Below are 21,616 nucleotides of genomic sequence, written 5' to 3'. Positions count from 1 at the left end.
AATATTTCCTATTGACATATGACAGCTTGTCATATAATATTATTTAAATGACAGGTTGTCATACTAGATAACATACAAAGGAGATAGACTATGAATTTATTACAATTAAAAGACGTAAATAAGTACTACAAATTAGATAACAGTCAAACATTTCATGCATTAAAGAACATAAATGTATCCTTTAATAGAGGTGAACTAGTATCAATAATAGGTGAATCAGGTAGTGGTAAATCAACAATGATGAACTTAATAGGTGGACTAGATTCAAACTTTGAAGGTGAATTATTAATAGAAGGAAAAAACATAGGGCAATTCACAGAAAGAGAACTAGACGAATACAGAAAAAACAAGATAGGATTCGTATTTCAAAGTTGCAATCTAATACCACACTTATCAATACTAGACAACGTAACAATTGCACTAACATTATCTAATGTAAGCAAAGAAATACGTATAGAAAAAGCAACAAAAGTACTAAAAGAAGTTGGACTAGAAAAACATATACATAAGAAACCAAACCAATTATCAGGTGGACAAAAACAAAGGGTAGCAATAGCAAGAGCCTTAATAAATGATCCGGAAATAATACTTGCAGATGAACCAACAGGAGCTTTAGATTCAGAAACAACAGAACAAGTTCTAAACATAATAAAAAACATTGCAAGAAGAGGCAAACTTGTAATAATGGTTACTCACTCAGAAAAAGTTGCAGCACACTCAAGTAGAGTAATAAAAATATTTGATGGTGAAATAGTTGAAGACAAAAAAGGTACTCCGCTAGAAAATGTTGTTATTGAAGAAAATAACATTAAAAAGTCAAAGCAGAATTTAAGCTTATTTTCAGCTATAAGACTTGCAGCTAACAACATGAGACAGAAGCTAAAGAGAAATGTATTAGTAGCTGTAGGGGTAAGTATAGGGATTATGAGTATAGTATTAATGCTATCATTAGGTAATGGACTAAAGTCATACTTCAATGATATGATAAATAGCTTTATGAACCCACTAGTTGTTGAAGTAAATATGAAAGTTGATGCAGATCCAAATGATCCAACAGCCGCAATGAAGGCAATGATGGGAGCAAAGACACCATTTGAAAAGAAGAATATTGAAGAATTGAAAAAGATAAATGGTGTAAAAGAAGTAGAAAATGGATTTAGTATTGTATCAATGTCAGGTAATAACACTTTAACATATGGTAAAAAACAAAGCGATATAATGATGTTAAATAGTATGTCAGATACTATTACAAAAGATAACTTAACAGAAGGAACTTTGCCAGGCAAAAATGAGATATTAGTAAGTAAATTAGCAGCTGATAAACTTGGTGGAGATGTTATTGGTAAAAAAGTTAAGTTAAATGCTTTTGTGGATACAACAGAAGTTCAAGGTGAATTTACTATTAGTGGAGTTTACACAACAGGAAATAAAGATCGTATGTCAGAAACTACAGAAGTAGTATTTATGAATTATAATGATTTAGAATCATTACTTAAAGATAAGGGAACAGAGTTAAAACCAAGCGTTGAATATATTGTTGCAAATACTGAAGAAGATGCAAGCAGAATTAAGACAGAGATTCTTGATCTTGGATATTCAGGTTCAACACAAGAAGTTATGGGTGACCAAATGCTTACAATGCTTAATATATTAACAATTGTTTTAGCTGGTATTGCAGGTATATCTCTAATAGTTTCTTCAATAATGATATTAGTTGTATTACACATAAGTGTAGTTGAAAGAACTAAGGAGATTGGACTACTAAGAGCCATAGGTGCAAGAAGCAAAGACATTAAGAGAATATTCGTTTCAGAAGCGTTTCTAATAGGATTATTTAGTGGTATAATTGGTATAGCTAGTGCATTTGTAATATCAATAGGTGCAAACATTGGATCAATGGAAGCCTTTGATATGAATGTAATAAATATAACACCACTTTATGCTATCTGTGGAATTGCAGTAAGTACTATTGTTAGTATGTGTGCAGGTCTTGTTCCAGCTAGAAAGGCTGCTAAGCTAGACCCTGTAGATTCATTAAGAACTGAATAGTATAATACTTAAGAAAAATATTGATAGGAGAAAATATTATGCCAACTAATACATTCTTTAATTTACAAAAAGATAAAAGAGAAAAAATTATAGATGCATCCAAAAGAGAATTTAGTAAATATAGTTTTTATGAAGCATCAATAAATAGAATTATAAAAGAAGCAGATATTTCTAGAGGGAGTTTCTATCAGTATTTTGAAAATAAAGAAGATCTATTTATATACATTTTAGATGAGTTTAAATATACAATGTTACAATCATTAGCTAAAGATGTTGAGAAGAATAAATATGATATTTTTGAATTTTTATTATTAGTATATGATTTTATTACTGTAGACAGCATGAATGGTAAGGATAAAGAATTTGTTATTACTACAATATCCAATATGGATGTTAAGCTTATGAAACATCTTCTAGGATTTTTAACATTTGATAATTGTCATAAATATAAGTCTTATTTTAGTAAACTTGTTGATATAGAAAATTTAAAAATAAGTAATTTAGATGAATTTATACGTCTTAATAATGTATTAATGAATATAATGATGAATCAAATAGTATTGTTCTTTAATAATATATATAATGAAGCTGAATGTAGAGAAGATTTAATAAGTAAACTTAACTTATTAAAGTACGGAGTATTAAAAGAATAGAATATAATAGAACATTCCCTTGATCTTTAAGGGGGTGTTCTTTTTTTATTTAAAACTATATTTTAAAGATAAATTTTTCAAAATATTTATGGGAATAATATATAAGAGTAGATGAATTAAATTATATTTACCATATTAATTCCATTATTAATGCAATTAAAGTTAGTGCTTACAATATTTATGGCAATTTACTGCGAAATTTATATATTGTAGATTCTGTTAGTAATAGAGTGGGAAATATATCATAATTGAGTTAATCTTGTCCTATCATATGTGAAGGCTTTTTTTGCCTTATGAAATTACATAATGAGATGTATTATAATTATTCTCATGGTTTTAAAATAATTAAACAAAAGATAAGAAGGGAAGATTTAAATGCAAAAAATGACGGAAGATACCATTTATAATAATAGATGGAAAATACTTACATGCATCGTAATAGTAACTTTCATGAACTGTTTAGATTCAAGTATTGTAAATGTAGCATTACCAATTATATCATCAGAACTTGGAATTAGTATGGCTCAAGTTCAGTGGATTGTTACAAGTTACCTTATAGCAATATCATGTATAATATTACTTGCAGGAAGATTCGGTGATGTAAAAGGTAAATGTAATACTTTTAAAGTAGGTATATTTTTATTCACATTAGGATCATTATTATGTGGATTATCACACACATTACCTTTACTTGTTATATCAAGAGTGTTCCAAGGTATCGGTGCATCACTTACAATGGCAAATAGTTTAGGAATAATAACAGATATATTTTCAAGAGGCGGAAGAGGAAAAGCTGTTGGAATATCAGGAGCATCAGTTGCACTTGGTATAATGGTTGGACCTGCACTTGGCGGAATGATAGTATCATTATTAAGATGGGAATATATATTTTTAATAAACGTTCCAATAGGAATAATAGCTTTCATAGCTGCAACGAAAATATTACCTAGAGAAGAAGGTCATAAAGATAAGAAGATAGATATAGTTGGAACAATACTTTTTGCAATATTTATTATTTCAATAGTTTTAGTAACAACAGAAGGACAATTTATAGGATATACAAGTACTCCTATAGTAATTGGATTTATAATTAGTATCGCATCACTTGTATTATTTATAATTACTGAAATGAAAATAAAGTCACCAGTTTTAGATTTAAGTATATTTAAAAATAATTTATTTTCAATCAGTGTATTTTGTGGATTCATATCATTTATAGCAATAAGTTGTTTTACAATATTATTACCATTTTACTTGCAGGATGTATTAAATATGACTCCATTTTATGCAGGAATATTTATGATTATATATCCAATAACATTATCAATAATATCACCACTTAGTGGTACTTTAGCAGATAAAGTAGGATCAGAGATAATTGCAATTATAGGATTATGTATATTATCAATAAGTTTTGTACTTATGGCAACAATACACGAAGCAACACCACTATGGATTGTTGGAGTTTACTCAGTTGTAATGGGAATTGGAAATGGAATGTTCCAATCACCAAATAATACTCTTGTAATGTCAACAGTACAGAAGAATAAGCTTGGTATTGCAGGAAGCGTAAATGCTCTTGTAAGAAACCTTGGTATGATATTTGGAGTAACTATAGGAACAACTCTTTTATATATTAGAATGAGTGGAATGCTTGGATACTCAGTAACTAATTATGTAGAAGGAAAAAATCATGTATTTATAGCAGCTATGGATTTCGTTTATATAGTGGCAGCTGTAATATGCTTTGTTGGAGTTATAGTTAGTGCTACAAGATTTAGAAAAAAGAAAATAGTTAGATAAAAAATAGTTTGTATAAAATACCATTAGTAAAGTGCTAATGGTGTTTTTTTAGTATAAATTGGACTTTTTCCTATATAATAGTTGAATAATTTTAAAAGAAATGATATAATCTCGAAGTCTTTTCATAAAATTATTAAGGTTTAGAAGGACAAAAAGAACAAGGGGGAAAAAGTAAATAGTGATATTCAAAGGGGAAAAGTTAACTACAAAAGTTGCAACAATGATTTTAATTATGGTAGTTGTAATAGATGTTTGCTCTGTAAATATAGTACGAGCTTTAGCAGCTTCTACTGAAACAGAAAAAGGTGAAGTTACAAACATAGATAAAACAAAGGAACGTTGCAACAAAGATATTACACATGTTAAAGAAGAACATAAGGAAACTAACGAGGAAGAGCTTAGGGAAGAATATAAGGAGCAGCCTAAAGTTAGTGAGAAGGAAGAACATAAAGAACAAAAAGAGATACATAAAGATAAACCTAAAGTAATTGATAAAGAAGAACATAAGAAAATTAATAAGGAAGAACATAAAGAACAACATAAGGAAAATTCTAATAAAGAATTACATATTAAGTATTATGCTCAAGATGATAAAGAATACGGGAAAACTGTATATACTAATTCTAGAATGAATGATAAGGCTCAAACAATATCAAATTCTGCATGTGGGCCATCAGCTTATTCAATAGTTGTTTCAACATTAAACAATGTTGATGTAGCACCGCCTGAATTATGTAAATATTCTATAGCAATAGGTACTAGAACTGATAACAGTGGAACGGATAGAAGATTTTTTAGTATTGCCGCAAATGATCCAGATAATCCAAAATATAATTTAAATTATAAAAGAGCAAGTAGTATTAGTGAAGTTAAGGCATTATTAGATGATAATAAACATTTAGTTATTGCTAATATGGGACCAGGTCATGTTACAAGACAGGGGCATTATATTGTACTTGCAGGACATACTGTTATAGATGGAGAAGTTTACTTTAAAGTTTATGACCCACACTGTTGTAATCAGTATTATATATATGATGGAACAATAATAGATACTGTAAAAGATGATGGATTTATATTATTAAAACAAAGAGTTATAGAGGATGAAAGTAGAGCATATTTTGTATTCTCTAGTAGTAATAATCTAGAGCCTACAGAATCTATAAATAAATAAAATTATAAAATCTCTTAGATGTTACATTTATGAAACATCTAGGAGATTTTTCTGTTCACAGTTTGTTTTACAATAAGTATGTAAACATTTTCGGAAAACGTTTTATTAAAATATGTTTACCTAATATAAATTAAGGGGAGAACTGTATGAACATAATAAGCCAATTTTTTAGTATTAATAAAAAGCCTGTTACGGTACCAATAGAGACTCAGAGAAAGCAATGGATAAAACAATTTCTTAAAGCATTCTTTGTTGTATTTATAGTTTATGCTTTCATGTATCTAATTAGAAATAATTTTAAAGCAGCACAGCCACTTTTAAAAGAACAATTAGGTTACACAACATCTGAACTCGGCTATATAGGATTTGGATTTTCAATTACATATGCAATAGGTAAGACACTTTTAGGTTATATTATTGATGGAAAAAATGCAAAGCGTATAGTAGCATTTTTATTATCAATGTCAGCTGCCATGGTTTTAATAATAGGTATTTTATTACTTAATGGTAAGCAACCGTCAGGAATTATATTATTATTTTGGGGACTAAGTGGATTTTTCCAAGCACCAGGAGGTCCAGCGGCATATTCAACAATATCAAGATGGACTCCAACAGTTAAAAGAGGAAGGTATTTAGGTTTCTGGAATATGTCACATAACATAGGTGGAGCTCTTGCTGGAATATTAGCATTATGGGGAGCTAATACATTCTTCCACGGTAATGTTGCAGGAATGTTTATAGTACCAGCAGTAGTTGCATTTATAGTTGGTATTGTATTAATGTTTGTTGGTAAGGATGAGCCAGAAGAATTAGGCTGGAATAGAGTTGAAGAAATATTTGATGAACCAGTTGATGAAGAAAATTTGGAAAGTGAATCAATGACTAAATTTGAAATATTCAAGAAATATGTTTTAAAGAATCCTTGGATATGGATACTTTGTGTATCTAATGTTTTTGTATACATAGTTCGTATAGGAATAGATAACTGGGCACCTCTTTATGTTACAGAACATTTAGGATTTGGAATGTCTGATGCAGTTGATACAATATTCTATTTTGAAATGGGTGCACTTTTAGGAAGTATGACATGGGGATACGTATCTGATTTATTAAAAGGAAGAAGAGCTATTTTAGCTGCCTTTTGTTTAGGAATAACTGCATTTGCAGTATTAGGTTACAGATATGCAACAAGTGTTGCAATGGTAGATATATCACTATTTTGTTTAGGTGCTTTAATATTTGGTCCACAACTTCTAATTGGAGTTTCTATTGTAGGATTTTCGCCAAAGAAAGCTACGACAGTAACTAACGGATTAAGTGGAACTTTTGGATATCTTTTTGGAGATTCAACAGCTAAAGTTGCACTTGCAAAAATTGCAGACCCAAAATCAGGAGGTATAACTATATTTGGTACAAACCTACATGGTTGGAATGATGTTTTTGTAGTTTTCTATGCAGCACTTATTATGGGTGTAATATTACTTTTAATAGTAGCTTATGGGGAAGAGAAAAAGATTAGAAGACTAAGGAAGCAAGAATCTTTATGTAGTTAAGTTGAAACAAGTAAAAAGACTAATGTTTAGTAAAACTAAATATTAGTCTTTTTACTATATAAAATATAAAAAAATAAATTATGACAAAAATAACCTCTTTACAATAGAACATATGTTCGGTATTATTTAATTAGAAACTATTAGTAGAGGGTGTTAAAGTGGAGAGTAAATGTGAAAGGATAATTTTTCATATAGATGTTAATTCAGCATACTTATCATGGACAGCAGCGAAACAACTACAACAAGGTGAAAATAATATTGATATAAGAAAAATACCATCAGTTGTTGGTGGAAATTCAGAAGAACGTCACGGAATAGTTCTTGCTAAATCAATTCCAACTAAGAAATTTAAAATTAATACAGGAGAGCCTATTATATCAGCAATGGCAAAGTGCCAAAATCTTAAGGTGTATCCACCGGATTATAAATTATATATGAGATGTAGTAATGCTATGTATAATTTATTATCTGAGTATTCACCTTTAATTCAGAGATATTCAGTAGATGAAGTATTTATGGATGCTAGTCATTTTAAAGAAGAGTATATGGCTAAAGCAATTGAAATAAAAGAAAGAATGGAGAGCGAGCTAGGATTTACAGTAAATATAGGAATAAGTAGTAATAAATTATTAGCAAAAATGGCAAGTGACTTTAAGGAGAAGAATGCTATACACACATTATTTAAAGATGAAATTGAAAGTAAAATGTGGATACTAAAGGTTAGAGATTTATTTATGGTAGGTAGAGCAACGGAAGCTAAACTTACTAAATTAAATATTCAAACCATAGGAGATTTAGCAACCTATGATTTAAATGTACTAAAACCAATATTTAAAAGTTATGCACTAGTAATTCACAATTATGCAAGGGGTATAGATGATTCAGAAGTTAGAAGTAAAAATTACGTAGAAGTAAAAGGTATAGGGAATTCAACAACTACTTCAAGAGATATTACATCAAGAGAAGATGCACTTAAAATATTATTATCCCTTGTAGAAACATCAGCAATGAGACTTAGAGACAACTCAAGTATGTGCAGTGTTGTATCAGTTTCTATTAAGACTGATAGTTTTATGAGATATTCACATCAGAAAACTTTATACACTATAACAGACTCCACAGAGGAGATATTTAAGGAAATAACTAGTGTGTTTGATGAAGCTTGGAGAGGTGAAGTTATAAGGCAGTTAGGAATTCGGTTATCTAATTTATGTAGTAATGAATTTTATCAAAGAACTTTCTTTGATGATAATAGAATTGATAAAAAGAGATCATTAGATAAGACTATTGATAATATAAGAGCTAAATATGGAGATCAATCTATTGTAAGATCAACATTTATTGGTTCAGACTTTAAGCCGTTAAATGGTGGAGTAGGTGAAGAGGATTATCCCATGATGGGAAGTATATTATAGGAGTTGATTAATTTGAATCCAATTGCAAAACCTGTACAAATGATAGCTTGGTTTGATATGGAAGGGAAAATTAATCCTGTAAAATTCAAATATGAAGAGGAAGACGCAGACTGCAAAGTTGTATGCATTAATAGAATTTTAAATAGAGAATTTGAGAAGTTAGCAGGCAATCCAATGTGGAAGTTTACTTGTAGTAGTATTGTTGATGGAGTAGAAAATACTTATAGTATTAAATATGATTTGATTACAAACAGATGGTTATTATTTTTGAATAAGTAAAATAATAACTTATAATGTGCAAATTTTAAAGTGTTAAAATAATGTTTACAAATAAAATGGAAAAATTAATGTAAAATATTAATTGTTGGTAATTTATTAATAATTAAAACTACTTTACTAAATTATTATGTGCAAAAAACTATTAAAAGTTTTGCAATAGATTAACACTTATAAAAAATAGGGGGAATGCACAAATGATAAAAAATCTAAAAAACAAAAAGACAAATCGGATCATAATTGCACTTACTATAGTATTTAGTATGCTACTGCAATTAGCTCCAATATCAGCACAAGCAGCTGAAATGAAAAATGGGGGAGGTAAATCTAGCAAGGTTAATATTCAAATATTAGCAACGTCAGATTTACATGGAAGATTTTTAAACTACGATTACGCAGCAAATACGAAAAGTGATGGTGGATTAAATCAAGTTGCAACAATAGTTAAAGAAGCAAGAAGAGAAAATCCAAATACTTTAGTAGTAGACAATGGGGACACAATACAAGGAAATTACAATCATCTATTCATAGGTGGAGAAAATCCTATGATGAAGGCAATGAATACAATAGGTTATGATACATATTCATTTGGTAATCATGAATTTAATAATGGAATGGATAACTTAAAGAATGTAGTAAGTCAGGCAAATAAGAATTTAAATGTCTTATGTGCAAACCTTTACAAAGATGGAAAAAGAGTATTTAATCCATATACAACAAGGAATTATGACGGTGTAGAGGTAGCAATAATTGGAGTTGTTACTCCAAACATAGTAAAATGGGACTCAAAAAACTTAGAAGGATACGAAACTAAAAATCCAGATAAAGAAGTTTCAAAAGTTATAAAAGAAATAAAGGCACGTAAGCAAGGTGGAGCAGATGTATATGTAGTTACATCACATGTTGGACTTAATGAAGAATTCGGTAATGGTGATTCTGCAACAGATATAGCAAAGATGAATCCAGAAGTATCAGCAGTAATAGCAGGACATAAACATGATGGTATAGAAGAAGTAGTTGCTGGAAATGCAGTTATAACAGAACCTGCAAGTAACGGTAAGTATGTATCTAAAGTTAATATAGAAGTAGAAAAAAATGGAGATAAAGCAAAAGTAATAAATAAAAGCTCACAGTTAATAAGCACTAAAGGAGTTAAGGAAGATCCAGAAGTAAATAAAGAAATGGAACCTTTTAATAAGAAAGCGCTTAATGATGCAACAACAGATATAGGAAACTTAACTGGGGGAGATTTAGCTAATAAAGATGAAGTTAAAGGAATACCTCAGTCAATAGTATCAGACCAAGGTGTTACAGATTTCGTAAATGAAGTTCAATTATACAATGGAAGAAAATATTTAAAGGCTAAGGGAATAAATCCAGATAACGTGTATCATGTTTCAGCTGCAGCTTTATTTAGTGCAGATGCAAACTTAAAAGAAGGTAAAATAAGCAAAGCTGATATAGCAAATATATATAAATTTGATAATACATTATACACAGTAAAAACAACAGGAAAACAACTTAAAAAATATATGGAAGACAATTCTAAGTTCTACAACAAGTATAAAGATGGTGACTTAACAGTATCATTTGACCAAAATGAAAGAATGTATAAGTACGATATGCTTGAAGGTGTTAGTTATGAAATAAATATAGCTAATGATGTTGGACATAGAGTTCAAAATTTAAAATTCCAAAAAGACGGAAAAGAAGTAAAAGATAATGATGTTGTATATTTAACAATCAATAATTACAGATATAATTCAGGATTAGATGCTGGAGTAATGGATAAAGGTCAGTATGAAAAAATATATGATAGTAGCAATGATGAAAATGGTGAAATAAGAGATTTAATATTAGATTATATAACAAATGTTAAAGATGGAAACATAGAGAGGCATGTAGATAATAACTGGAAGTTAGTAGGTAACAACTGGAATAAAGCTCATAGAGATTTAGCGGTTAAATTAATAAATGATGGGAAAATTAATATACCAGTATCAGAAGATGGTAGAACTCCAAATGTTAGATCAGTAACTTGGGATGATGTTTTAAAAGTACAACCTGAAACTAAATCAGTTAATATACCAATAGTTACATTTAATGATTTCCATGGTTCATTACAAGAATCAGGAAGTGATATTGGAGCTTCAAAGTTATCATATGAAATTAAAAGAGTTAAGAAAGAAAATCCTAATACTATAGTAGTAAGTGGTGGAGATATGTATCAAGGTAGTGCATTATCAAACTTACTTAAGGGAGAACCAGTGACAGAAATGCTAAAGCAAGTTGGATTAAACTTCTCAGCAGTTGGTAACCATGAATTTGACTGGGGTGCTGACTTAATATCAAAATGGAGTAAAGATGGTAACTTTGAATTTTTAGCATCTAACATTTATGATAAAAAAACTGGGAAGCCAGTAGACTGGGCAAAACCTTATGGAATTATAGAAAAAGAAGGAAAGAAAATAGGTTTTGTAGGACTTGCAACACCTGAAACTGCTTATAAAACTAATCCAAATGGAGTTAAGAATATAGAATTTAAAGATCCAAAAGAAGCAGCAAAAGAGTGGACAGATTACTTAAGGAATAAAGAAAAGGTTGATGCAGTCATAGTTTTAAGTCATTTAGGAAGTACACAAGATAAAGATGGTAAAATTACAGGAGAAGTAGAAGATGTTGCTAAAGTGTCTGGAATTGATGCAATAGTATCAGCACATAGCCATCAAAGAGTTGAAGGTAAAGTAAACGGAGTACCTGTAATTCAAGCATATAAAAATGGAAGATGCTTAGGACATATTGATCTAAACTTTGATAAAGAAGGAAAGCTTACTGTAAACACAGAAGTAGATGACCTTTATAAAAGGGTTCAGGATCTTCCAATGGATGAAGAAATGAAAGCTAATTTAAAAGTTTATGAAGATAAATTAGCACCAATTATGAATGAGAAAGTAACACATTTAAGTGTTGATTTACCTCATGATAGAGATAAGGGCATTACAAAACTTGGAGCAACAGTTGCAGAGGCAATGAAAGAAATAACTAATTCAGATTTTGCAATAATGAATGGTGGCGGAGTGAGAGCACCATTATATAAAGGAGATATTACAGTTGGTGATATGTATAGAATATTACCATTTGATAATACAATAGTAACTATGGATATGAAAGGTTCAGACATAGTTAAAGCATTAGACCATGGTATTGAACCAAAAGATATGGGATGGGGTCAACATGCAGGAGCAAAAGTCTTTTATGATAAAGGTGCTAAAGAAGGAAGTAAAGTAACATCAGTTAGATTAAAAGATGGAAGTAAGATAGACCCAAATAAGTATTATAAAGTAGCAACTAATGATTTTATGGCAGCAGGTGGAGACGGATACGATTTTAAAAATGCTAAGAATGTTAAAGATACAAATTTAGTATTAAGAGAAGCTATGAAAGATAAATGGGCAAAAGATGGTATAACACCAGTAGAAAATTTAAACGAACTTTTAGTTCAAGGTAAGGACAATGGAAATGAAGATGGAGAAACAGTTAAAGATCCAAATGATAATATAACAGATGATACAAATAAAGATACAAATAAGGAACAAGGCACTACAGAAACTAATGATGGAAAATCAAAGGATAGTAATGATAAAGATTTACCTAAAACAGGAATGGGATTAGGGGAAAATGGACTTGCTGTTCTAGGGCTAATGGCGTTAATAAGTGGAGTAGCTATAATTAGAAAGAAAGATAAAAAAGTTTCTTAATGTATAATATGTATTTGATATACGGAGTATAATATATTTATAAAACTATATTTATAAGTAGGAGAATTATATATGAAGTATGATAAGTACAGAGAGAATAAAGAAGATATGAATTTAAGAGATCACTTAGCTGTTGATAGAACAGTATTAGCTAGTGAAAGAACTTATTTATCTTATATGAGAACTGTAATAAGTTTTATTGTTGCAGCATTAACTTTATATAAACTATTAGGGGGAGCAGTAGGGTTAATAGTTGCAATAATACTTAGTGTTTCAGCTATATATTTTGGAATAAGAGGAAGAAGAATATATAAAGAAGTAAATAAGGATCTTGAATTTGAAAATATAATATAAAAAAGTAGCTATATCAAACTGATATAGCTACTTTTTTTAGTTAAGATTGTTGATTAGATATCTTTTTACTAACATTATAAATTGTACAAAATGCACCAAATAAAATACCAGCTATTGGATATATAATCCATGAAATAGCCCATATTTCAAAGACAAAACTTATAAATAAATAGATAGCAGTTACAAGTGGCCAGTAAACTGAAGCAACAACACCAATAACACGATTATTTTTACGAGATTCAACGCTATATTCATCAAGCTGTAAAAGTTTCTTATATCCTTCGTTAAGAGAGCCTGAATTAATAAATAAGAAGACAGCTACTGAAACTAGTAAAAGTAAAATAACAACTCCATAAACTGAAGCATTCTCACTAATAGCATCTCCTACTATAATAAATAATGGTGATATTACGCAAAGGCAAACACCTACAATAACCTTTAAAGATATTCTAGATTTTATATTAGCATATTCATTTGTTAAGTAAGATTTAGTACTACTTGAAGTTGTAAATTCTCCTTTTTCAATGAACTTATATTTATCCATGTAAGTTCCTGAATAAATAAATAGTGCAATAGCAGGAACTAAAAGTATGAATAAAGGTGATATCATAACAGCATCAGCAACATTTTCTGATACACCACCTAAAATAACGTTATCCTCACTAAGGGCAGAAAGTAGTACCAATATATTAGCACCAAGAATACAAAGGCATACACCTATACTTATAAAAAAGGAAGTACGTTTTTTATCAGATAAATAATTATTAGTATCTTCTATACTTAAAGTTTTGTAATTAGAATCCACTTTAGTTTGATTAAGTATAGGCTCATCTATATCCAGTTCATTGATTAATTCATCAATATTACCAAACTCTGATATTACGATACCAATAGCTTCATTTTCACTTTTACCGCTAGCTTTAAGCTCTTCATATTTATCCTCCAAATTAGATAGAAGTTCTGATTTTAACTTTTCAATTTCTTGCGTTTTAGGTAATCCTGAAAACACATTATCTAAATAATTTTTTATAGTCTCCATTTTAATTCAGCTCCTTTATAAATTTATTTATTACATCCTTAGTGACTTTCCACTCAATACATTTTTCATTATAAAAATCTATTCCGCTTTGAGTTATTTTATAGTAAGTTCTACGTTTACCAAAGGTCTCATTCCCGGGAAATGAAATAATAAAACCTTTCTTTTCTAGTCTATTAAATGCAGAGTACAAAGTTGTCTCTTTAATTACATATTGATCATTTGTAATTGACTTAATGGTTTTTGATATTTCATAACCATAGGAGTCACCTTCCAAAAGGACACTTAAAATAATCGTATCATTGTAGCCTCTAATAATATCACTGCTAATCAAAATAGGTCCTCCTTTAAATTACTTTATCTATCGTAGTAATTATATATTATCACAATTACTACGATAGATAAAGTAATATTTATAAAAAAAGAAAAAAGGTGTTGTGATATAATATTTATTATTATATAAAAATGAGTACAAACGAGGAGGGTAAGGAATAATGAAAGATAATATATTACCAAAAAAGAAAAATGCATTTATATTATTAATAATTTTAGTTGCTATTTTAGCTGTTGGAATAATGAATGAAGTTGATATTAGAGTGCTTTTATTATTAGATTTAATAGTTACTACAATATTTATTTTAAGTTCTGGATATAAGTTTGAAGTAGTTTTAGATAAGATGAAAGATGGAGTAATTAGAGCATTTCCAGCTTTATTAATATTTTTACTTATCGGAGCATTGATTGGTACCTTTATTCAAAGTGGAGTAGTACCAACACTTGTATATTATGGGCTTAATTTAATTGGAGGAAAGTTCTTTCTGCCACTTGGTTTAATAGTTTGTAGTATAACTTCAATAGCAACAGGAACATCATGGGGTACTTGTGGAACTGTTGGTGTGGCACTTATGGCAATTGGAACAGGGCTTGGAATACCTGCACCAATAATAGCTGGTATGGTAGTTTCAGGAGCATTCTTTGGAGATAAGATGTCACCACTTTCTGATACAACAAATCTTGCTGCAGTTTCAGCAGGAACTGATTTGTATAAGCATATAAAATCAATGATGTATACAACAATACCATCATATATTTTAAGTTTTATAGGATTCACTTTACTTGGAATTAAGTATACAAGTGGAAGTAATATTAATACTGATTCAGTAAATGATATTACAAATTCAATACATAATATTTTTAATATAAATATATGGATGTTAGTACCTATAGTTGTTGTATTAGTTCTTAGTATAAAAAAGGTTGATGCAATAATAGCTTTAACTGTTGGAGTGTTATGTGGAGTACTATTTTCTATACTGTTCCAAGGAAATAATATTATTGATGCTTTAAATGTACTTAACAATGGATATGTAAGTAATACTGGAATTGATTTTGTGGATACTTTATTAACTAGAGGTGGGATACAAAGTATGATGAATACTTTTTCTCTATCATTTATTGCACTTATATTAGGATCACTTTTAGAAACTTTCGGGTATTTGGAAGTTATTATAAAGGATGTTGTTAAAAAGGTTAAATCAGTTGGTGGATTGATTGCATTAGTTATAGGAACTACATTTTTCACTAATATAATAATGGGTGAAATATATTTAGCTATTATTTTAAATGGAAGTATATATAAGAAGAAGTTTGAGGAACGTGGACTTGATAATTCTATGTTAAGTAGAACTTTAGAAGAGGGAGGTACTTTAACTGGAGCACTTATACCATGGACTACAGCAGGGGCATTTGTATCTGGAGTGCTTGGAGTTTCAGCTATATCTTATGCGCCATATGCACTTTTGAATTTGATTAACCCAATTTTAGCAATAATATTTGCTTTTATGGGAATTGGAGTTATAAAGAGAAAATAGAAGGATTGAAGATATCATTAATCTAACTGTAGAGGTGAATTAATGATATTTTTTTATTTAAATGAATAAAGAACAATTAGAAAGGCAACTAAATAAATATAATAATATATTTATTTTAATATTAATGAAATTTTAAATTAAGTGTAACAGAATGCTGTATTTAAATTTAATTTTAAATTAAATTTAGTAAGTATGATTAACAATAACATTAGATGTATATTCAAAAAAATATATTTTGAATTATAAAGATTAATAATGGTTTAAAACTACATAAAAACAAAAATAAATACTATATATGAATCATATTTACAATATAATTCATATATAGTAAAATTATTACAAAGAAAGGGGATGTCCTATGAAAGTATATCAAATAAAATTCAAAATATTTGTATTAGTAGACATAAATTTCGATAATTCTCAATATATAATAAGTTCATTTATAGATTCGGCACTATCAAAAAATGATAAATTGCTAGAACTTCACAAAAAAAATGAATTTAAAAATTATTGTTTTGATTCACCATATCCAACTGAAACAGACAAGCTTTATAAGTCTGGAAGAGTATACACTTTAACAATTAGAACAATAGATTCTAATTTAGCGAAGTTCTTTGCGGAAAATATGGTAAACGAATACAATGATGTGATAAAAGGTTTAACTGCTGAGGTGAGAATATTACCTAAGAAACACTTAGAAAAAATATATTCAATAACACCAATAATAATTAAAAATGAGTGGGGATATTGGAAAGGTAAAATTACATTAGATGATTTTGAAAGAAGATTAAAAGAGAATCTTATAAAAAAATATAATAGTGCTATGAACACAAAAATAAATGAAGATTTTGATTTATATACATCAATAGAATTTAAAAATAGAAAGCCAATAGGAACAAATTATAAAAATATAAAGCTACTAGGAGATAAAATATCTTTAAATATTGGAGATGATAAAATAGCTCAAGATTTAGCATATATGAGTTTAGGAACAGGTTTGTGTGAGATGAATGCAAGAGGACTAGGGTTTGTGAATTATAGATGGCTATAAGGAGGTGAAGTGATTGTTAAATAGTTGTATAGAAGTTTTTAACAATAAGCTCAAAAAATATGGAGATGAGCTTATTACACATAATTATATACCTGCTGGTGGGACTTATATTATAGTATCTCCAAATGGTGATTCTTTTAAAATAAAAGAGATTATTGATATAAAACTAGACAAAAAAACAAAGCAAATTGATAAAAGTAATAGATATATAGATGATATATGTAAGTTTGATTATATTAGTAAATTGAGTAGTAGCGATAAATCTATAGATAAAAAGAAGAAAATCCATAGTAATAATTATTTATCATTCTTTATAAAAAAGGAAAGTTTAATTAATGGTAAACTTACAAATGAAATAATTGATAATTACTATAATATTTTAGCAAATCCATATTTAAAATATTCTAAAGCAAATGCAAAAAAAATATATAAGTCGGTTGAAGAATCTTTAGAAGAAATTGATATATTAAAATTAAAGAAAATACAGGGATGGATTAAAGAAAATATATTTAATTTAGATATATAAATTACAGGAAAAGACTATTTAAAAATATTTTTTGATTATCCATTAGAAGAGTATCAAAGAGAAGGAAAAAGATATTTAATTCCTAATATTTATAATAATAATGATTTTAATATAAATATTAAAGATAAAACATATGGAGTGCCAGATGATAATATTGGATTAAATACTAAGAAACCATATTTGATGAATAAAAGTAGAAAAAGTGAAGTTCCATATATTGTAAGCGAAAAAGAAGTTTTGTTACAAAGAAAGTTTTTTGATCATTTAATGAACTTAGCAACTGTAGATAAATTTAATGTTTATATTAATGATGACATAAAAGGTTATAAAAATGGAGAACTTCTTGATGAAGATTTTACTGGAACCTTTTTAAGAATACAAAAAGGTAAGGAAGTTGAAATACATGAAACTGATATTATAACAGGATATAAGTGTAATTTATCTAAAAAATTTATATTTAAAAATATATTAGACATGGATTTAATAAAAACCAAGAATATCTATAAGTATGGTGTAGAGGTAAATACACTTAAAGGGATGCAGGAAATAATTAATGAAGTATTATTTTCTAAGTTTTTAATGAAGAACTATTTTACTGAATCAAAGGATATGTCAATTAATGATATGGCTTTGAAAAGAAATTTACTTTTTGCAAGAGAAAAATTATTTGATTGGTTTTATAAGGGGAATAAAGTAGGTGTTTATAATATTTTAGATGAAGCATCTATAAATTTAGTGAAAGGTGCAATAGAAAATGGAAAACTAATAAATGCTAGTCACAGATTTAATTTAAGGTGGTCATTAAAAAAATATTTTGATGGAGGAAAAGATATGGGAGATACAATTTATGATGTAAGAAATAATTTGAGAGTAAAAATAAATGAAAGTATAACTAGTAAATTTGATAGCGATGAAGAATATTATTATGCAGTTGGGCAGTTAGTAAATTATTTTTTATCTAGGAGCAAGGGAAAGAAGAAAATGCATTCATTAGCGAATCCATTTTTTAATGCAACTAATAGTGAGAATATAAATATAAAGCTTAGAGCTTTATTTAAGAAATATAATTATGAGATTGAAATGAATAGCAAAAGGTTTAATAACCTTTATGGAATGATAGTTGGATATAATACTGAAAAAAAAGTAGACCAAGATTTGATTTTGGCGGGGTACTTACAAAGCAGTTTAATATATGAGAGTAATAAGAATGATGGAGGAGAAATAAATGGATAAGAGAGTTTACGGAGTATTAGGAATTTCATCTATAATGGCAAATTGGAATGCAGATTTTACAGGCTACCCAAAAACGACATCAGAAGGTAATACATTTGGAAGTGATAAGGCGCTTAAATATCCTATGAAAAAAATGTGGGATAATGCAGGTGATAAAGTTCTATATATAAAATCAATGAAACTTTCAAAGGATAAGAAGGATGGCGTTCAATTAATTCCAAGGTCTTTAAAGGAAAGATATGAGCAAATTTTTGATCTACATGACTTGAAAGAATGTAAAGATATCAGCATTATTGTTAAGAATTTATTCCAAGCTGTGGATGTTAAAAATTTTGGAGCGACTTTCGTAGAAGCAAAGAAAAATATATCAATAACAGGTGCAGTTCAAATAGGGCAAGGATTTAATAAATATGAAGGAACTAATCCTGAAGAGCAAAATATTCTTTCTCCATTTAGAGATGGATCAAAAGATAATGCTAAAGCAGATTCAGAAGAAGCTAAAAATTCAACATTAGGATCTAAAATAGTAAGCAATGAAGCCCACTATTTTTATCCTTTTGTAATAAATCCATTAGCATATAAAGGATTTGTTGAGTTAGGATTAACTGAAGGGTATACAGAAGAGGATTATGTAAAGTTTAAGGAAGCTTCATTAGTATCAGCAACATCCTTTGCAACAAATTCAAAAGTTGGATGCGAAAATGAATTTGCTTTATTTATAGAAACAGAAAATAATCTATATCTTCCAAACTTATCAGAATATATTGAGTTTAATAAAGGTGAGGAAAAAAATATAATAACAATAAATTGTTCAGAATTACTTAATTCACTTTCAGATAGAATTAAGAGTATAGAAATTTATTATAATCCTTATACAACTACAATTAATTCTGATATAAAAGGAGCTAAGAAATATAATATATTCACACAAAAAGAGGTGTAAATACATGAAAGTTTTAAAGTTTACACTATCAGGAGAAACAGCATTTTTTAAGAAACCAGATGTGAATTCATATTGTTACTTCACTTATGGAAATATTCATAAAGTAGCGTTACTTGGTATGTTTGGAGCTATACTTGGATATTCTGGTTATAATCAGATGAAAAAGAATGATGTATATCCAGAGTTTTATGAAAGACTTAAATCTATAAGAGTTTCAGTATCACCCAATAATGAAAAAGGTTATACATCTAAAAAAGTACAGATCTTTAATAATTCGGTTGGATATGCATCTAAAGAGATGGGTGGGAACCTAATAGTTAAAGAGCAATGGTTAGAGAATCCATCATGGGATATTTACATTGTAATTGAAAATGAAGAAGGAGAAAAAATAGCAGATAGTTTAATAAATAATAAAGTTGTATATACACCATATTTAGGAAAAAATGATCATTTTGCTAATATTTTAAACGTAAAAATATTTAATAACGTTAGTATTTCAGATAGTTGTAATAAGATTAATAGTTTATGTCCTAAAGGATATTTTACTTTTTGTAAAGATGAATGGGAAGAATGTGAAGAAGAGACATTTAAATATGAAGAGAAATTGCCTAATAAGTTAGATACTAATACAAATATGTATGTGCTAGAGAGCTTTATATATACGAATATGGATGCAGAACAGTGTAATGAAATTGAAGTATTTAAAATAGAATCAAAAAATATAGTGTTTTATTAATAGGAGGGGATACCCCTCCTTTAAATTTAGGAGGAAAAATAAAGATGTATTTTGAAAATGAAATAGTCAATATTGGAAATTTGATAAATAATAAATATAAATTTTATGCACATATTCAAGATGAAAGAGTTGAAACATTAACGGAGCATACTGATTTATGTGTAAAATATTTTAATAGAATTAATGGATCTAAGAATATAGATGTTATATTTTCAAAATTTAAAAAATTAAATTTAAATAATCTAAGTGAAATAGGTAAAGCAGTATATAGAAAGCTTATTGTAAACACTATAACATTTCATGATATAGGAAAGATAAATCCCTTATTTCAAGATATTAAAATGAACAATAAGTTAAATATAAAAGAATATTCGTATGCATTAAATTCACAACACTCGCTAATTTCAGCTGTAATTTATATTGATTATTTTATAGGTGAAATAATGCAACTTGAAAAAAATGAAAAGACTGATTTAGTTACAATTCTATTTATGAATGCTTATGTTATATCAAAGCACCATGGTAATTTAGATGAATTTGCAAAATTTTTAAGTAAATTTAATGACGATGAAGATGGTTTTTTAGCTATAGATATTATTAGAAATAATTATAGTAATATTTATAGTAATGAATTTAAATTAAGCAAAAGTTTAACTAAGAAAATTTGTAAAATAATAAAACAAAATTTACAAAAAAAGAACAGAGAAGAAAGTATATATTTATATACTTATGAAAGGTTACTTTTCTCAACATTAGTAGCCTGTGATTTTTATGCAACATCTGAGTTTATGAATGGTGTTGAATTAGATGAGTTTGGTGATATAAATGCTATTGATGAATTTTATGACATATATAAAAATACTGAAAGATACAAATCTATAAGAAAGTATGAGGAAACTTATTATAATGAAGAGAAAAACTTATTAGAAGAAACAAATATTAATATTTTAAGGACTGAGATGTTTTTAGATGCTGAAAAAAATTTGATGAACAATATAAATAATAATATTTTCTTTTTAGAAGCGCCGACAGGTAGCGGTAAAAGTAATGTTTCTATAAATCTAAGTTTTAAATTATTAAAAGAAAACAACAATCTAAAGAAAATATTCTATGTGTATCCATTTAATACTTTGATAGAGCAAAATATTAAAAACTTAAATAAAACATTTGGTGAAAGTGAAGAAG

General features: G+C 28.0%; 18 protein-coding genes. 16 read left to right on the top strand and 2 right to left on the bottom strand.

All coding sequences use genetic code 11. The annotated features are described in order from the left end of the window. Positions 1-90 precede the first annotated feature (90 nt). The 9 genes from RSF37_RS12270 (at position 91) to RSF37_RS12230 (ending at position 13,035) form a co-directional block, all read left to right on the top strand. Positions 91-2,049 carry an ABC transporter ATP-binding protein/permease gene (locus RSF37_RS12270; protein WP_332564693.1) on the top strand — a complete coding sequence of 653 codons (1,959 nt, stop codon included), beginning with the start codon at positions 91-93 and terminating at the stop codon, positions 2,047-2,049. A 38-nt stretch (positions 2,050-2,087) separates the two neighbouring features. Then, on the top strand, positions 2,088-2,702 hold the full coding sequence (locus RSF37_RS12265; protein WP_332564692.1) for a TetR/AcrR family transcriptional regulator: 615 nt from the start codon (positions 2,088-2,090) through the stop codon (positions 2,700-2,702). 375 nt (positions 2,703-3,077) lie between these two features. Further along, positions 3,078-4,505: an MFS transporter gene (locus RSF37_RS12260; protein ID WP_332564691.1), complete on the top strand. Its 1,428-nt coding sequence runs from the start codon at positions 3,078-3,080 to the stop codon at positions 4,503-4,505. A gap of 178 nt (positions 4,506-4,683) precedes the next feature. Further along, the gene (locus RSF37_RS12255; protein ID WP_332564690.1) at positions 4,684-5,679 is read left to right on the top strand and encodes a hypothetical protein; all 996 of its coding nucleotides are present in this window, start codon (positions 4,684-4,686) and stop codon (positions 5,677-5,679) included. A gap of 146 nt (positions 5,680-5,825) precedes the next feature. After that, positions 5,826-7,232: a hexose-6-phosphate:phosphate antiporter gene (uhpT, locus tag RSF37_RS12250; protein WP_332564689.1), complete on the top strand. Its 1,407-nt coding sequence runs from the start codon at positions 5,826-5,828 to the stop codon at positions 7,230-7,232. Positions 7,233-7,390: 158 nt separating this feature from the next. Beyond that, the gene (locus RSF37_RS12245; RefSeq protein WP_332564688.1) at positions 7,391-8,647 is read left to right on the top strand and encodes a Y-family DNA polymerase; all 1,257 of its coding nucleotides are present in this window, start codon (positions 7,391-7,393) and stop codon (positions 8,645-8,647) included. 12 nt (positions 8,648-8,659) lie between these two features. Then, positions 8,660-8,926 (top strand): hypothetical protein, encoded by a 267-nt coding sequence (locus RSF37_RS12240; protein WP_332564687.1) that lies wholly within the window; start codon positions 8,660-8,662, stop codon positions 8,924-8,926. A 194-nt stretch (positions 8,927-9,120) separates the two neighbouring features. Then, positions 9,121-12,681, top strand: coding sequence for a multifunctional 2',3'-cyclic-nucleotide 2'-phosphodiesterase/3'-nucleotidase/5'-nucleotidase (locus tag RSF37_RS12235; protein ID WP_332564686.1), 3,561 nt, complete (start codon positions 9,121-9,123; stop codon positions 12,679-12,681). Between the two features lie 72 nt (positions 12,682-12,753). Beyond that, positions 12,754-13,035 carry a DUF202 domain-containing protein gene (locus RSF37_RS12230; RefSeq protein ID WP_332564685.1) on the top strand — a complete coding sequence of 94 codons (282 nt, stop codon included), beginning with the start codon at positions 12,754-12,756 and terminating at the stop codon, positions 13,033-13,035. Positions 13,036-13,075: 40 nt separating this feature from the next. Here the strand turns inward: RSF37_RS12230 and RSF37_RS12225 are convergent, their stop codons facing one another. Continuing rightward, positions 13,076-14,074: a permease prefix domain 1-containing protein gene (locus RSF37_RS12225; protein WP_332564684.1), complete on the bottom strand. Its 999-nt coding sequence runs from the start codon at positions 14,072-14,074 to the stop codon at positions 13,076-13,078. A gap of 1 nt (position 14,075) precedes the next feature. Continuing rightward, positions 14,076-14,405, bottom strand: a complete 330-nt coding sequence (locus RSF37_RS12220; protein ID WP_332564683.1) for a PadR family transcriptional regulator — start codon at positions 14,403-14,405, stop codon at positions 14,076-14,078. Between the two features lie 160 nt (positions 14,406-14,565). Between RSF37_RS12220 and nhaC the strand changes: the two genes are divergently transcribed. The 7 genes from nhaC to RSF37_RS12185 all read left to right on the top strand — a co-directional run. After that, on the top strand, positions 14,566-15,942 hold the full coding sequence (nhaC, locus tag RSF37_RS12215) for a Na+/H+ antiporter NhaC (RefSeq protein ID WP_332564682.1): 1,377 nt from the start codon (positions 14,566-14,568) through the stop codon (positions 15,940-15,942). A gap of 358 nt (positions 15,943-16,300) precedes the next feature. Then, positions 16,301-16,993, top strand: a complete 693-nt coding sequence (cas6, locus tag RSF37_RS12210; protein WP_332564681.1) for a CRISPR-associated endoribonuclease Cas6 — start codon at positions 16,301-16,303, stop codon at positions 16,991-16,993. Positions 16,994-17,006: 13 nt separating this feature from the next. Beyond that, positions 17,007-17,519, top strand: coding sequence for a hypothetical protein (locus RSF37_RS12205; RefSeq protein ID WP_332564680.1), 513 nt, complete (start codon positions 17,007-17,009; stop codon positions 17,517-17,519). 138 nt (positions 17,520-17,657) lie between these two features. Next, a complete protein-coding gene (locus RSF37_RS12200; RefSeq protein ID WP_332564679.1) occupies positions 17,658-18,752 on the top strand; it encodes a type I-B CRISPR-associated protein Cas8b/Csh1 in 1,095 nt (364 codons plus the stop codon). Beyond that, positions 18,745-19,695 (top strand): type I CRISPR-associated protein Cas7, encoded by a 951-nt coding sequence (locus RSF37_RS12195; RefSeq protein WP_332564678.1) that lies wholly within the window; start codon positions 18,745-18,747, stop codon positions 19,693-19,695. The genes RSF37_RS12200 and RSF37_RS12195 overlap by 8 nt, the downstream gene beginning before the upstream one ends. Before the next feature lie 4 nt (positions 19,696-19,699). Beyond that, positions 19,700-20,431 carry a type I-B CRISPR-associated protein Cas5b gene (cas5b, locus tag RSF37_RS12190; protein ID WP_332564677.1) on the top strand — a complete coding sequence of 244 codons (732 nt, stop codon included), beginning with the start codon at positions 19,700-19,702 and terminating at the stop codon, positions 20,429-20,431. A 44-nt stretch (positions 20,432-20,475) separates the two neighbouring features. Beyond that, on the top strand, positions 20,476-21,616 hold a 1,141-nt coding region (locus RSF37_RS12185; RefSeq protein WP_332564676.1), incomplete at its 3' end, for a CRISPR-associated endonuclease Cas3''.

This window comes from Clostridium sp. (assembly GCF_036643715.1).
GTDB lineage: Bacteria > Bacillota > Clostridia > Clostridiales > Clostridiaceae > Clostridium.
Note: the sequence above shows the minus strand (reverse complement) of the source record. Positions and strands in the feature narration are given on the sequence as shown.